We start from the raw sequence: 15,085 nt of genomic DNA, 5'->3' as shown, positions 1-15,085 counted from the left end.
TGTACCTGACCTTTCGTTATAATAATACTATTATAAGTGATTTTATCCGACGATACAATAACCTTGTCTGTATTTCTGAAATAAGGTATACTGCAAGTATGAAGATAACAATATTATGCGTAGGAAAAATCAAAGAAAAATATTTCAGGGATGCCATTGCCGAGTACGAAAAAAGACTGGGCAGATACTGTAAGCTTGAAATTGTGGAAGTGGCAGATGAGAAAACACCGGATGGAGCATCCGAGGCAGAGGAACAGCAGATTCGTCATAAAGAGGGGGAACGTCTTTTAAAATATTTAGAGGGAAAGAACTGCTACGTCATTGCCCTTGCAATCAACGGAAAAATGCTGGATTCTGTTGCTTTATCGGAAAAAGTCAGTGACTTGATGGTAAAGGGCAACAGCCATATCGTTCTTGTGATCGGAGGCTCCCTTGGAATTGCGGATGAAGTATTAAAACATGCAGATGAAAAAATAAGCTTTTCGAAGATGACATTTCCGCACCAGCTGATGCGTGTTATTTTATTGGAGCAGTTATACCGGAGCTATCGGATTATCAATCATGAACCGTATCACAAATAAGCAACCGTATCATAAATAGAAGAAACGGATAAAAGGAGGAGATTTTATGAGGATGTACGACCTCATTTTAAAGAAAAAGGAAGGAGCTGCTTTAAGCAAAGAAGAAATCCAGTGGATGATAAATGCATTTACAACCGGTGAAATTCCGGATTATCAGATGTCAGCCATGCTGATGGCAATCTGTTTTCAGGGAATGAATCACGATGAGACACTGGCATTAACACTTGCTATGCGGGATAGCGGAGATGTGCTTGATTTATCCGGTATTAAAGGCGTAAAGGTGGATAAACACAGCACCGGTGGTGTAGGAGATAAGACCTCTCTGATTCTGACACCAATTATTGCTGCACTTGGTGTTCCGGTAGCAAAAATGTCCGGAAGAGGATTGGGTCATACCGGCGGAACCATTGATAAGTTAGAATGCTTTGAAGGATTCAGCACATCCATATCAGAAGGAGCCTTTTTAAAGCAGGTATCAGAGGTTGGCGTTGCAATTGCGGGACAGACTGCTAATCTTGCACCAGCAGATAAGAAGCTGTATGCACTCCGGGATGTCACTGCTACGGTAGCGGAGAAATCCTTAATTGCCAGCAGCATTATGAGTAAGAAATTAGCCAGCGGATCGGATGCTATTGTCCTTGACGTAAAGACCGGAAACGGTGCATTCATGCAGACTGTGGAAAAGGCAGAGGAACTTGCCCGGATTATGGTGGCCATCGGAAATGGTGCTGGAAAGAAAACTTATGCGGTTATTACAGATATGTCACAGCCCCTTGGCAATACAGTAGGCAATATTGTGGAAGTGCAGGAAGCCATTGAAGCATTGAATGGAAAAGGGCCAAAGGATCTGATGGATGTTGTCTATGCATTAGGGTATCTTATGTTAAAGGCTGCCGGTGTAGCAGAAGATGAAAACGAAGCAAGAACAATGATGGAGAAAGTCATTGCAAGCGGAAAAGCACTGGATAAATTTGCAGACTTTGTAGAAGCACAGGGTGGCAGAAAGGAACAGGTTTATCATCCGCAGTTATTGGCAAAAGCAGCAATTACAGAAACCATCACCGCACCGGAAGATGGATATGTAGAAGCTTTAAATGCTATGGCAATTGGAACTGCCTGCATGAGCCTTGGCGGCGGCAGAGAGACAAAGGAGAGTCAGATTGATTTAACTGCCGGTATCCGCCTTAAGAAAAAAATAGGAGACAGCGTAAAAAAAGGAGAATGTCTGGCCGAATTATATGGTAATGATGCAGCAAAATGCAACGATGCAAAGGAACTGGTTCAAAATGCATTTCTTTTCAGTAAAGAGCCACTGGATGCACCGGAAACAGTTTTAAAATATATTACCGCATAGAAAAGAAAAAAACTCATATAGTTATATATGAGGAAAAACAATAAGAAAGAGTTAAAAAAAGATTTTAAAAATCATATGGTGGAATCCTTAGAACTGCCGAAAGACTTAGTCTACCGGGCAGCAATTGTAACCGTTATGGGTAACAGGGAACTGCTGTTGGAAAATTATAAGGGAATCTTAGAATACGAGAAAGAATATATCAGGATTCAGGCGAAAAGCTGCCGGATTCTTGTTCGTGGGAAAAATCTCAACATTTCCTATTATACGAATGAAGAGATGAAAATAACAGGAATCATCCAAAGTATTGAGTATGAATAGAGGTTTTCGATGACAACACTTTCCCTGTTTAAATATATAGGCGGTTACCTTGAGGTAATCTTAAGTGGTTATGCCCCGGAACGATTTTTAAATCTGTGTGGCAATCACAATATTTTAATCTGGAATCTTCGAAAAGAGGAAGATGTTTATCGCTTTTTTATCAGCATTCGTGCATTTTGGAGTATCCGTCCGTTCGTAAGCAAGACCGGATGCAGGATTCGGATTCTGCGCAAAATAGGATTTCCGTTCTGGATGAACCGTTACCGGAAACGAAAATGCCTCCTGATGGGAGTAATTCTTGCAGCTGGTCTGGTGTGGTTTTTATCACGATTTCTCTGGAATGTGGAGGTAGATGGTAATTCATCTGTTACGACAGAAACCGTTTTAACATTTCTTGATGAGGAGGATTGTGGTTACGGAGACCGGATTCGTACAATTGACTGCGAACAGTTAGAACGGGATCTGCGGGCACAGTTTCCGGAAATCATCTGGGCATCGGTACAGATTTACGGAACGAAAATGACGGTATTAATCAAGGAAAATCTGGTACAGCAGGAAGCAATGGAAGAATTGCCGTATGAAGCTTCAGACCTGATAGCAGAAGAGGATGCGACAGTGGAATCCATTGTTACAAGAAATGGAACCCCACTAGTAAAGAACGGCGATGCAGTAAAGGCAGGAGATATATTAGTAAGTGGCAGGATTGATTTGACCAATGACAGCGGGGAACAGTATGCCTATGAATATTGCAATGCGGATGCGGATATATATCTACTGACGGAATATCCATACCATGATAAATTTTCCCTTGTCCATGAAGAAAAAAGAATGACCGGTGCAGAAAAGAAACGGTATTCCATTGATTTCTTTGGAAAAGTAATAACACTTCCGGCATTAAGCGGTGAATTTGAATGTGCAGACAAAACAACAGATTATAAACAGCTTTGCCTCCACGGGGACTTTTATCTGCCACTTGGAATCTATTATAGTACTTTAAAAGAGTATCGGACAGAACAGGCAATTTATACGAAAGAGCAGGCAGAAGCGGTTGCTACAGAAAATTTTAATATTTATTTGTCACATTTAGCAGAAAAAAATATTCAAATTTTAGAAAAAAATGTTATTATAGATATGGACGATAAAAACTGTATCATGGAAGGAATCATCAAAGTGCGCACAAAAGCTGCTTTAAGGCACGAAACGGAACAGCTTACAGCACCTGATACAGAAGACACAGAGGAAGGGCTAGTATTAAATGAGCTTGAATGAAACAAGAATTGATATACCGGCAGAGCATGTTTCCAATATTTTCGGACAATTTGACCATAATATAAAATTGATTGAACGGACCTTAAATGTTACGGTAGTGCCCCGCAATGAAGGAATCAAAGTCATTGGAGATACCGCAAATGTAGAGGGTGCATGCAAGGTGTTTGCAGAACTTTTACAACTGGCAGAGAGAGGAAACATGATTGATGAGCAGAAGGTTGCATATACACTTTCTCTTTTGGGAGAACATAAGGAAGGCTCGTTGGTAGAAATCGATAAGGACTGCATCTGCCATACGATAAACGGCAAACCGGTGAAACCAAAGACTTTAGGTCAGAAGGCTTATGTGGATGCCATCCGTAAGCAGATGATTGTATTTGGAATCGGGCCTGCCGGAACCGGAAAGACTTATCTTGCCATGGCAATGGCAATTACTGCATTTAAGAATGAAGAAGTAAATCGTATTATTTTAACCCGTCCTGCAATTGAAGCCGGTGAGAAATTAGGATTTCTTCCGGGAGATTTACAGAGCAAGGTAGATCCGTATCTTCGCCCGCTGTATGATGCACTGTATCAGATTATGGGAGCAGAAAGCTTTCAGCGGAATATGGAAAAGGGGCTTATTGAGGTCGCACCATTGGCTTATATGAGAGGCCGTACCTTAGATAATGCATTTATTATCTTGGATGAGGCACAGAATACTACACCGGCACAGATGAAGATGTTTTTAACACGTATTGGATTTGGTTCCAAGGTTGTGGTGACCGGAGATGCTACCCAGAAGGATCTGGCTCCTGGAACGAAGTCGGGACTGGATGTGGCATTACGTGTACTTCGCAATGTAGATGAGATATCCGTCTGTAAATTGACCAGCGCTGACGTAGTAAGACATCCTTTGGTACAGAAGATTGTAAAAGCCTATGACGATTATGAATCAAAAGCAAATAAAAGAACGAAAAGAGTAACGAAAAATGAAGGAAGATAGATTTTCACCCAAAAGAATGATTCGTATGCTGGGAATCCTTATTTCCGTTGCGATTTATTCTGTTTTTCTGGCAATAATCTGCAAGTTTACCATAGACCGTGTACTGGTGCTTGTTTTTATAAATGCTTTATATCTGCCATTGCTGATTGCAGTGATTGAAATGGAACGTATCAGAGGGCATCTGAACCGGAATGAAAAAAGTGATTTTCATCAGCTGTTTCTTTGCTTTCTTGCAGCAGCAGCCTGTTATGTGGGTTTCTTTTTATGCCGGCATATATGGCACCGGTCATGATTCCGGTCATGATTCTTTCCTGTGGCGGAAATGAGCTGATTGGTATTTTAGGTGGAATTTATTTTAATACACTGCTTTGCATGTGTTCCAGCGGCAGTTTTTATGAATATGCGGCATATACTATGCTGACGGTACTTTCCGGAATTCTGCTTATGGTAATCAGCCAGAAAAAATATAAAATTTATGGATGCATCATGACTGTTGCATTGTCGTTTGCTGTTCCGAGTATCTTCTATTACATCAGCAGCTTTGAAATCAATTATCATCAGTACTTATCCGCAGGATGCAGCATGATACTGACTGCAGTTTTTTCGTACTTTTTTGCAGACAGGCTGTATTATTATGCGAAGCATGAAAAAGAACGTACTTTAGCTGAAATTATTGCAGAAAATTTTCCACTGGTACAGGAGATTAAAAACTATTCGGAAATTGATTATGCACATGCCCGTAAAGTTTCGAGTGTGGCAGAAGAATGTGCAAAGGAGCTTGGGGCAGATGATAAAACGGTAGCTGCGGCAGGATTTTACTACCGGATTGGCAAGCTGGAGGGAGAACCGTTTGTAGAAAATGGAGTTCGTCTTGCTGAGATTAACTGTTTCCCGAAAAACGTGGTTAAGATTCTAAGCGAATACAATGGTGAATTAAATGCTATTAGTTCTATAGAGTCCGCAATCGTACATATTGTGGACAGTATTGTTACCAAATTTGAACTTTTGGACAAGGAAACCGTGAAGAACAGCTGGAATCATGATATTATTATTTATCAGACATTAAACGAAAAATCGGCTGCCGGATTATATGATGAAGCGAATCTTGGCATGAACCAGTTTATTAAAATCAGAGAGTTTTTAACGAAAGGAGCGGATTTATTTTGAGCCTTGCGATAGAAAAAGAAGCGGAGGTTACCTTCGATTTTGATTATGAAACACTTGCAAAAGATGTAATATCGTTTACAATGGAACATGAGCATTTTCCTTTTGAAGCAGAAATCAGTCTTACACTGACAGATAACGAAGGTATCTGGAAGGTTAATAAAGAGTTCCGGGAGATAGACCGCCCGACGGACGTTTTATCCTTTCCAATGTTAGAATATGATGTACCGGGAGATTTTTCCCAGATAGAGAATCAGACGGAGGATTGCTTTAATCCGGATACAGGGGAAATTCTGCTGGGGGATATTATTATTTCTGTGGACAAGGTCAGGGAACAGGCAGAGGAATATGGCCACAGTATGCAAAGAGAATTTGCATTTCTGATTGTACATAGTATGTTGCATCTGTTTGGTTACGACCACATGGAAGAGCAGGAAGCTGCAGTGATGGAAGGAAAGCAGCGCGAGATTTTAGAATGCTTAAATATTTTAAGATAAAAATGGAGGAACATCATGAAAAAGAGATTAAGTATTGTTTTATGCATGACACTGATGGCAACCAGTCTTTTAGCTGGATGTAAGAAAAAAGAGGAAGCTCCGGAACCAACAGAAGCCGTTTCTGAAGCAGAACCTGAAAGCGAAACTGAAACCGGCAAAGATGGTATGGCAAGAAGTTACCTGACCGGTGAATGGATTGATAAAGATTTAGCAAAGAAGAAACCGGTTGCAATCATGATTGGAAATACCAATGATGCATTGCCACAGTATGGGCTGTCACAGGCAGACGTACTTTACGAAGCTCCTGCTGAAGGCGGAATTACCCGTCTGATGCCAATTTTCCAGGATTATTCCGGATTAGACAAGATTGGTTCGGTAAGAAGCTGCCGTCACTACTACGCATATTATGCAATGGAATTTGATGCAATTTATATTCATTACGGACAGGCAATTTACGCAACTGAGCTGTTAGAGAGTGGCAAAGTTGAGGACTTAAACGGTTTAGAGGGTGCCATTGATTCTGCTACTTTCTATCGTGACAAGTCAAGAAAGGCTCCACACAATGCATTTGTAAGCACAGATGGTATTGATGCCGGAATTGAATTAAAAGGTTATGATACCGAGCTGCCTTCCGATTATGAAGGACATTATCAGTTTAATGAAGATGATGAAAAAGAAATTGAACTTACAGACGGAGCAGATGCAGCAGTGGTTCAGCCGGGATATTATGTAAACAATCCTTGGTTTGTATATAACAGTGAAGATGGTTTATACTATCGTTTCCAGTATAAAAAAGAGCATATGGATGAAAATACAGGCACACAGCTTGCTTTTAAGAACATTCTGCTTCAGTACTGCGATTATACCAAGTTAGATGATGCACACGGTTATCTGGATGTTGAGAGCACCGGTGAAGGAACCGGAAAATATATTACTAACGGTAAAGTAATAGATGTGACATGGAAGAAAGCAAGCGAAAACGAGCCAACCAGATACTATGACGCTTCCGGAAATGAAATCACATTAAACCAGGGTAAAACCATGGTATGTGTATTGTTAAATGATATGGAGAAGAAATTAAATATCTATGCAACAGAAGATGAGTTTACACCACCTTCCGCAAAATAATTATTTCGAAAATTACTTGAGGTAAATTTATGAGTTCAGGAAAAAAGAGTGACTCCAACTTTTTAGTACAGGGTTCCATTCTTGCAATTGCCTCTATAGTCAGCAGGATAATCGGTCTGCTCTATCGTATCCCGATGACCAATATCATTGGAGATACCGGTAACAGTTATTACAGTGCAGCCTTTGAAATTTATAATATCCTGCTGATTATTTCTGCATACAGCCTGCCATTGGCGGTATCCAAGCTGGTATCTGCCCGTGTCTCGAAGGGGCAAAGAAAAAATGCATATCGAATTGTAAAAGGTGCCCTGCTTTTAGCAACTGGTACCGGACTTACTGCAAGTTTGATTCTTTTCTTTGGTGCGTCATTTTTCACAAACATGCTGAATACGCCCCTTAGTATTTTTGCGTTGAAGGTTCTGGCACCGACGATATTGGTAGTTGCTGTATTAGGAGTCTTACGTGGATTTTTCCAGGGACTTGGTACCATGATGCCGAGTGCCATTTCACAGATTATCGAACAGATTGTCAATGCGATTGTCAGTATTGCAGCTGCCTATATCCTCTATGGATATGGGGCAAGAATCGGAGCAGTGCTTGGAAATAAGGAAAAGTATGGCTCTGCTTACGGTGCTGCAGGTGGAACACTGGGTACCAATATGGGAGCAGTGTTTGCACTTTTATTCCTTGGAATGTTGTTTCTGGCATACAAACGTATTTTTAAACGACAGATGCGCCGGGATACCAGCAGCAAAACAGAATCCTATCAGAATGTCTTTCGTGTACTGATTATGACCATTGTTCCGGTACTTTTAAGTACCACAATTTATAATATCAGTGCAATTTTAGATCAGGGTATCTATAAGAACGTAGCGGAACTACAGGGCTATAAGCCGGATGACATTGATGTCTGGTGGGGAATCTTTTCTGGAAAATATAAGACCATTATCAATATTCCGATTTCCATTGCTTCTGCGATGGCGGCTTCCTGCGTACCAAATCTTACCGGTGCGTATGCAAGAAAGGACAGAGAGTCCGTACGAAGCCAGATTAATATTGCAATCCGCTTTATTATGGTAATTGCATTCCCTTGTACCATTGGAATTGCAGTGCTGTCAGGACCGATATTAAAGCTGCTTCATCTTTATGGCATTACAGGAACTACCGCAGCAACCATGTTGACAACGGGAGCTATTGCAATTTTGTTCTATTCTCTTTCCACATTATCTAATGGATTGTTACAGGGAATTAACAGGATGAGAGAGCCTGTTAAAAATGCGGCTATCGCATTGGGACTGCATCTGATTGCACTATTAGTGATGATGTTTGGTTTACATCTTGGTATTTATGCAGTGGTATATTCCAATGCTTTATTTGCATTCTTTATGTGCCTCTTTAACGCAATGTCTTTACGGAAATACAGTGGTTATCGTCAGGAAGTTGTGAAAACTTTCTTAATCCCGGTGGCAGCTTCTGCCATTATGGGTGTCGTAGTCTTTGGCGTTTACAAAGGTATTTTTGCTGTTATTAAGGTAAATGCCATTGCAGCTATACTTGCGATTGTAATCGGAGCTGTTGTATATGGTGCAATGCTTTTATTATTAAAAGGCTTAAGTGAGGAAGAATTAAAGAAATTCCCGAAGGGATACCTTTTCGTCCGTATTGCCAAGAAATTACATTTATTATAAAAATGCAATAAAAGGGCAAAACATAGAATTCTTGAAAAAATTGTATAAAAAGAAAAAACCTGCGCATACTGTTTGTGGTGATGAATATGAAAAACACAAAACGTATGCGCACTTTTTTCCTTGGAGCACTGGTATTATCTATCTCTGCATGGATTGGTGGAAGACAGTATTATCTGAAACTGAATGAAAAAGAACAGGAAAAAATAATAAAGATTCAGGAAGCTGAGACAGAGCAATTCGAGGATAGCGTGGAAAGTGCAAACATTCAGAATAAAAAAGCATTTGTTATCCGGGAAGAGGACGGGTACCTGAATGTCTATTTCGGCGAAGAGGATGCCTTATACATGTATACTGGAATTGCGTATCAGGGACTGCCGGAAGAATTGAAAAAAGAAATCAGCAATGGAAAAACCTTTGATACACTGGAAGATTTATACCGTTTCTTAGAAAGCTATTCCAGTTAAAAAGTTGATTGTTTCAGACTGTTATGATACAATCTAAAAGGCTGAATAGGTCTGATTGCATAGCAGTCCAAAAGAAATAGAGAGAAGAGTAAATAACTGGCATGAGTAAGCATACAGAACGCATAGGTGTCGTTGTAGTCGGTGGAGGTGCTGCCGGATTGGTGGCAGCCATTATGGCGGCACGAAACGGTGCAAAAGTTCTTATTTTAGAGCACAACGAAGTACCTGGTAAGAAGATTTTAGCAACCGGAAACGGTAAATGTAATTATACAAATAAAGTGCAGGGTGTGGACAAATATTACGGACAGAACCCTGCTTTTGTTGCACCTGTATTTGAGCAGTTTGGACTGGAAGAGACACTGCAGTTCTTTAAAGAACTTGGCATATATCCAAAGGAGCGTAACGGCGGATATTATCCTCAGAGCGAGCAGGCAACTGCAATCAGGGATGTGTTGCTGATGGAATTAAAGAAACAGAACGTTGGAGTGGTCTGTGGCTGTGGCATAAGAGGCATAGAAAAGACCGCAAAGGGCTTCACTTTTCGTACCAAGGGCGGTGATTTTTATGCAACAAAATGCATAATGGCAACCGGTGGTAAGACCTTAAAGAAAAGTGGCAGTGACGGAAGCGGTTTCCTATATCTTGAAAGTCTGGGACATCATATCATAGATTTAGTACCGGGGCTTATCGGATTGAAGGGAAAACAGTCATTTTTTGCTGATATTGCAGGAATTCGTGCAGATGTAAAGGTCGATTTATACATAGAAAGCACGCATGTATGCAGCGAACAGGGAGAATTGCAGCTTACGAATTATGGAATATCCGGCATTCCGGTATTTCAGCTTTCAAGAGTTGCCGCAAGAGCGTTATCAGAACAGAAAGAAGTCTATGCGACACTTAATTTTGTGCCATTCTGGGAGAAAGAACAGTGCTTAACCTATTTCAAGGAAAGATTTAAGAAAGCAGATGAAAAGCACATCGGGGAAGCCTTAATCGGCTTTTTCCCGGAAAAATTAATTCCGGTATTATTAGAAGAGTCACATATAAAAGCTGCAAAATATGCGAACCGGCTGCAGACAGAAGAATTAGAGAGATTTATAGATACAGTGCAGGGACTCCGGGTGGATATTACTGACTGGAATACCTTTGATACAGCACAGGTGACTGCCGGTGGCGTAGACACTGATGAAATAGATGCAGAAACCATGGAGTCAAAGCTTTGTCCGGGACTTTATTTTGCCGGAGAAATGGTGGATATTGACGGAATCTGCGGTGGTTATAATTTGCAATGGGCATGGAGCAGCGGCGCAGTAGCCGGGATACATGTGGCAAGGGAGTTATCATGATACGAGTAAATCAGTTAAAGCTTCCGATTGAACATTCGGAAGAGATGTTAAGAAGACAGATTATCAAAACACTTCATCTAAAAAATGAAAAGGATCTGATCCGTTATCAGATTCGAAAGCAATCCATTGATGCAAGAAGAAAAAATGAACTTTCCTTTGTATACACAGTGGATGTGGAATTGAAGCAGGAAGGTATGATTTTACATAAGAATAAAAATTCCAATATCAGTAAAGCAAAGGATATACATTATCATTTCCCGGATTCCGGAGAGAAACAGCTGTCCCACAGACCAGTTATTGTAGGAAGCGGTCCAGCAGGAATGTTCTGTGCCTATGAACTGGCAAAGCATGGCTATTGTCCAATTATTTTGGAGCGTGGAAGCAGTGTGGAAGAGAGGACTGCTGAAGTAGAACGGTTCTGGAAGGACGGCATCTTAAATCCAAAGACGAATGTACAGTTTGGCGAAGGCGGAGCAGGTACTTTTTCCGATGGGAAATTAAATACGCTGGTAAAAGATGTGGCAGGAAGAAACCGGGAAGTGTTAGAAATCTTTGTGAAAATGGGCGCTCCGGAAGAAATTTTATATATAAATAAGCCTCATATCGGAACTGATATTTTAAAAACAGTCGTAAAAAACATCCGGCTGGAAATTGAAAGAATGGGTGGAACTTACTGCTTTTTCAGCCAGCTTACAGACATTACGCTGAATGGGAAGAAAGATAAAGTAGAAGCCATCCGGATTAACAGAGAAAAGGAAGTAGCAACAGACGTTCTGGTGCTGGCAATCGGACATTCCGCCAGAGATACTTTCCCAATGTTACAGGAAGCGGGACTTATGATGGAAGCCAAAGCATTTGCGGTGGGATTTCGTGTAGAGCATCCGCAGGCGATGATTGATGCATGCCAGTATAACGGACATAAAAATGCCCTGCTGCCTGCTGCATCCTATAAGCTGACCGCAAATCTTGAGAATCACCGCGGGGTATATTCTTTCTGTATGTGTCCGGGTGGTTATGTCGTAAATGCTTCTTCGGAGGAAGGTATGCTGGCAGTCAATGGCATGAGCTATCATGCAAGAGCCGGGCAGAATGCCAACAGTGCCATTATCATATCGGTTCGACCGGATGATTTTGAAGGGGATGGACCGTTAGCTGGAATTGAGTTTCAGCGGAAATTGGAAAAAAATGCCTATCGCATTGGAAACGGAGCAATTCCGCAGCAGCTTTACGGAGATTTTAAAGAGAATCGCATATCTACAGGATATGGGGCTTTTGAAAGTACCACAAAGGGTGCACATACATTTGCAAATCTCAGGGAAATTTTTCCAAAAGAATTAGCAGCATCTTTTCAGGCAGGAATGGAGCTCTTTCCGAAATACATTCCGGACTATAACAGGGCGGATGCCATTTTATCCGGTGTGGAGAGCCGAACTTCCTCTCCGGTGCGGATTACAAGGGATGAATCCTTTGAAAGTAATATTGCAGGCATTTACCCTTGCGGAGAAGGTGCCGGTTATGCCGGCGGTATTATGTCAGCAGCCATGGACGGATTGAAAGTAGCGGAAGCAATTGCAGGAAAATATGCAAGACTTAAAATAGATTAAAACAACAGGTGTTTTGAAACAGAAAAGGAGATACAGAACATTGACGGAATATACACCAATGATGCAGCATTATTTAAAAACGCATGAAGAATACAAGGACTGTATTTTGTTTTACCGTCTGGGTGACTTTTATGAAATGTTTTTTAATGATGCAAAGGTTGTATCAAAAGAATTAGAGCTTACCTTAACCGGAAAGAGCTGTGGTGCAGAGGAACGGGCACCCATGTGCGGAATCCCATATCATGCAGCAGAAACTTATCTGACCAGACTGGTGAAAAAAGGTTATAAGGTTGCTATCTGTGAGCAGGTGGAAGACCCGAAGCTTGCCAAGGGAATGGTAAAGCGTGAAGTAACAAGAGTTGTAACGCCGGGAACTACCTTAAATGCACAGGCACTGGATGAAACGAAAAATAATTATATCATGTGTATCGCATATATCGGTGACCATTATGGTATTTCTTCTGCAGATATTACCACCGGAGATTACTATGTGACAGAAGTGGATTCGGAGCGGAAATTATTGGACGAAGTCAATAAATACCAGCCGACAGAAATCATCTGTAATGAAGCATTTTATATCAGCGGAATTGATATCGATGATATGAAAAACCGTATGGGAATCGTAATTTATTCTCTGGATGCATGGTATTTTTCTGATGAGACAGCACAGATGACTTTAAAGGATCATTTTAAAGTCAGGGATTTAGAAGGACTTGGTCTTGCAGATTATGACAGCGGCGTCGTTGCAGCCGGTGCATTATTAAAATACCTTTACGAGACACAGAAAACAACCCTTTCCAATCTGGTGGCAATTCATCCGTATACCACCGGAAAATTCATGATTATTGACAGTTCTACCAGACGAAACTTAGAGCTGGTTGAAACCCTCCGGGAAAAGCAAAAGCGTGGTTCTCTCCTTTGGGTATTGGATAAGACCAGGACAGCCATGGGAGCAAGAACCTTAAGAAGCTTTGTGGAACAGCCATTAATTGAGCGTACGGAAATAGAAGAACGTTATGATGCCATTGACGAATTTAATACCAATGCCATCACAAGAGAAGAAATCCGGGAATATTTAAATCCGGTCTATGATCTGGAACGGTTGATTACCCGTGTTACTTATCAGACCGCAAATCCAAGGGATTTGATTGCATTTCGCAATTCCATACATATGCTGCCACCGATTAAGACACTGATGAGTGATTTTCAGTCACCACTTTTAAAACGTTTATATGAGCAGCTGGATACGTTGGATGAATTATACGAATTAATCGAATGCTCCATTGCGGAAGAACCGCCACTTACCCTTCATGACGGCGGCATCTTAAAAGAGGGCTATAACGAAGAGGTGGACCGCCTGCGGAAAGCCAAGACAGATGGAAAGAGCTGGCTTGCTGATTTGGAGGCAAAAGAGCGTGAGAAAACCGGAATCAAGAATCTGAAAATCAAATATAACAAAGTATTTGGCTATTATCTTGAAGTAACCAATTCCTTTAAAGACCTGGTGCCGGACTATTTCACCAGAAAGCAGACTCTGGCAAATGCTGAGCGTTTTATCACACCGGAATTAAAAGAATTAGAGGATGTTATCCTAGGTGCAGAAGACAAGCTGATTGTCTTAGAATATGAACTGTTCCGGGAAGTCCGCCAGAAGGTGGCGGATGAAGTGGTCCGTATCCAGAAGACCGCCAAAGCAGTGGCGCAGATTGATGTATTTGCATCTCTTGCAACGGTAGCGGAACAGAATAATTACTGCCGTCCGAAATTAAACGAAAAAGGTCTTATCGACATCAAAGATGGCAGACATCCAGTAGTAGAACGGATGATTCAGAATGAAATGTTTGTGGCAAATGATACTTATCTTGATAATGGCAGCAACCGTGTGTCTATTATTACCGGTCCGAATATGGCAGGAAAGTCCACCTATATGCGACAGAGTGCGTTGATTGTACTGATGGCTCAAATCGGAAGCTTTGTTCCGGCAAAATCAGCCAAAATTGGAATTGTAGACCGTATTTTTACCAGAGTAGGGGCTTCTGATGACCTCGCCAGCGGACAGAGTACCTTTATGGTTGAAATGTCAGAAGTGGCAAACATATTACGGAATGCCACTTCCAACAGTCTTTTGATTTTAGATGAAATCGGACGTGGAACCAGTACCTTTGATGGATTGAGTATTGCCTGGGCAGTGGTAGAGCATATCAGTAATCCAAGGCTTCTTGGCGCAAAGACATTATTTGCAACCCATTATCATGAACTGACGGAGCTGGAAGGCAAATTAAACAGCGTAAATAACTACTGCATTGCAGTAAAAGAAAAGGGTGATGATATCGTTTTCCTGCGCAAGATTGTAAAAGGCGGAGCTGATAAGAGTTACGGTATCCAGGTAGCAAAGCTTGCGGGAGTGCCGGATAATGTCATTGAGCGTGCCAAAGAAATTGTAGAAGAATTAAGTAATAATGATATTACGGAAATCGTTCAGAATATCAGTGCGGAGGGAAGCAGTAAACGCAGCAAACCGAAGTTGGACGAGGTGGATTTAGAACAGATTTCACTGCTTGATACCATGGACAACGATACGATATTAAACGAATTAAAAGAACTGGATTTGGGTCAGATGACACCAATCGAAGCAATGAATAAGTTATACGAATTACAGAATAAAGTGAAAAACAGATGGTAAAGGA

At 41.2% G+C, this 15,085-nt stretch carries 14 protein-coding genes; all 14 read left to right on the top strand.

The features are described from left to right. The first annotated feature begins 98 nt into the window (after positions 1-98). A complete protein-coding gene (gene rlmH, locus DW059_RS07815; protein ID WP_117698388.1) occupies positions 99-581 on the top strand; it encodes a 23S rRNA (pseudouridine(1915)-N(3))-methyltransferase RlmH in 483 nt (160 codons plus the stop codon). A 46-nt stretch (positions 582-627) separates the two neighbouring features. After that, positions 628-1,935 carry a pyrimidine-nucleoside phosphorylase gene (locus DW059_RS07810; protein ID WP_199534324.1) on the top strand — a complete coding sequence of 436 codons (1,308 nt, stop codon included), beginning with the start codon at positions 628-630 and terminating at the stop codon, positions 1,933-1,935. Between the two features lie 27 nt (positions 1,936-1,962). Beyond that, on the top strand, positions 1,963-2,253 hold the full coding sequence (locus DW059_RS07805; protein ID WP_227700104.1) for a YabP/YqfC family sporulation protein: 291 nt from the start codon (positions 1,963-1,965) through the stop codon (positions 2,251-2,253). 9 nt (positions 2,254-2,262) lie between these two features. Continuing rightward, positions 2,263-3,522, top strand: coding sequence for a sporulation protein YqfD (locus DW059_RS07800; protein WP_117698387.1), 1,260 nt, complete (start codon positions 2,263-2,265; stop codon positions 3,520-3,522). Continuing rightward, entirely contained in the window at positions 3,509-4,507 is a 999-nt protein-coding gene (locus tag DW059_RS07795) for a PhoH family protein (RefSeq protein ID WP_022243793.1), read from the top strand. The genes DW059_RS07800 and DW059_RS07795 overlap by 14 nt, the downstream gene beginning before the upstream one ends. Beyond that, positions 4,494-4,799, top strand: a complete 306-nt coding sequence (locus DW059_RS07790; protein WP_117698386.1) for a hypothetical protein — start codon at positions 4,494-4,496, stop codon at positions 4,797-4,799. Before DW059_RS07795 ends, DW059_RS07790 begins: the two co-directional genes overlap by 14 nt. Further along, positions 4,772-5,674, top strand: coding sequence for a hypothetical protein (locus DW059_RS07785; protein ID WP_117698385.1), 903 nt, complete (start codon positions 4,772-4,774; stop codon positions 5,672-5,674). Before DW059_RS07790 ends, DW059_RS07785 begins: the two co-directional genes overlap by 28 nt. Further along, complete coding sequence (gene ybeY, locus DW059_RS07780; RefSeq protein WP_022243795.1) at positions 5,671-6,168, top strand: rRNA maturation RNase YbeY; 498 nt, start codon at positions 5,671-5,673, stop codon at positions 6,166-6,168. The genes DW059_RS07785 and ybeY overlap by 4 nt, the downstream gene beginning before the upstream one ends. Before the next feature lie 15 nt (positions 6,169-6,183). Continuing rightward, complete coding sequence (locus DW059_RS07775; RefSeq protein ID WP_117698384.1) at positions 6,184-7,296, top strand: DUF3048 domain-containing protein; 1,113 nt, start codon at positions 6,184-6,186, stop codon at positions 7,294-7,296. A 29-nt stretch (positions 7,297-7,325) separates the two neighbouring features. Then, a complete protein-coding gene (locus DW059_RS07770) occupies positions 7,326-8,984 on the top strand; it encodes a putative polysaccharide biosynthesis protein (RefSeq protein WP_117698383.1) in 1,659 nt (552 codons plus the stop codon). Positions 8,985-9,070: 86 nt separating this feature from the next. Then, positions 9,071-9,448 (top strand): hypothetical protein, encoded by a 378-nt coding sequence (locus tag DW059_RS07765; protein WP_117698382.1) that lies wholly within the window; start codon positions 9,071-9,073, stop codon positions 9,446-9,448. A 101-nt stretch (positions 9,449-9,549) separates the two neighbouring features. Continuing rightward, on the top strand, positions 9,550-10,794 hold the full coding sequence (locus DW059_RS07760) for an NAD(P)/FAD-dependent oxidoreductase (protein WP_117698381.1): 1,245 nt from the start codon (positions 9,550-9,552) through the stop codon (positions 10,792-10,794). After that, a complete protein-coding gene (locus DW059_RS07755) occupies positions 10,791-12,398 on the top strand; it encodes an NAD(P)/FAD-dependent oxidoreductase (protein ID WP_117698380.1) in 1,608 nt (535 codons plus the stop codon). The genes DW059_RS07760 and DW059_RS07755 overlap by 4 nt, the downstream gene beginning before the upstream one ends. Before the next feature lie 58 nt (positions 12,399-12,456). Next, positions 12,457-15,081, top strand: coding sequence for a DNA mismatch repair protein MutS (gene mutS, locus DW059_RS07750; RefSeq protein WP_117698419.1), 2,625 nt, complete (start codon positions 12,457-12,459; stop codon positions 15,079-15,081). Positions 15,082-15,085: the final 4 nt, after the last annotated feature.

It is taken from the genome of Roseburia sp. AF42-8 (assembly GCF_003435965.1).
Classification (GTDB): Bacteria; Bacillota; Clostridia; order Lachnospirales; family Lachnospiraceae; genus Roseburia_C; species Roseburia_C amylophila.
The sequence above is the reverse complement of the archived record's forward strand: the minus strand, read 5'-3'. Positions and strand labels throughout refer to the sequence as shown.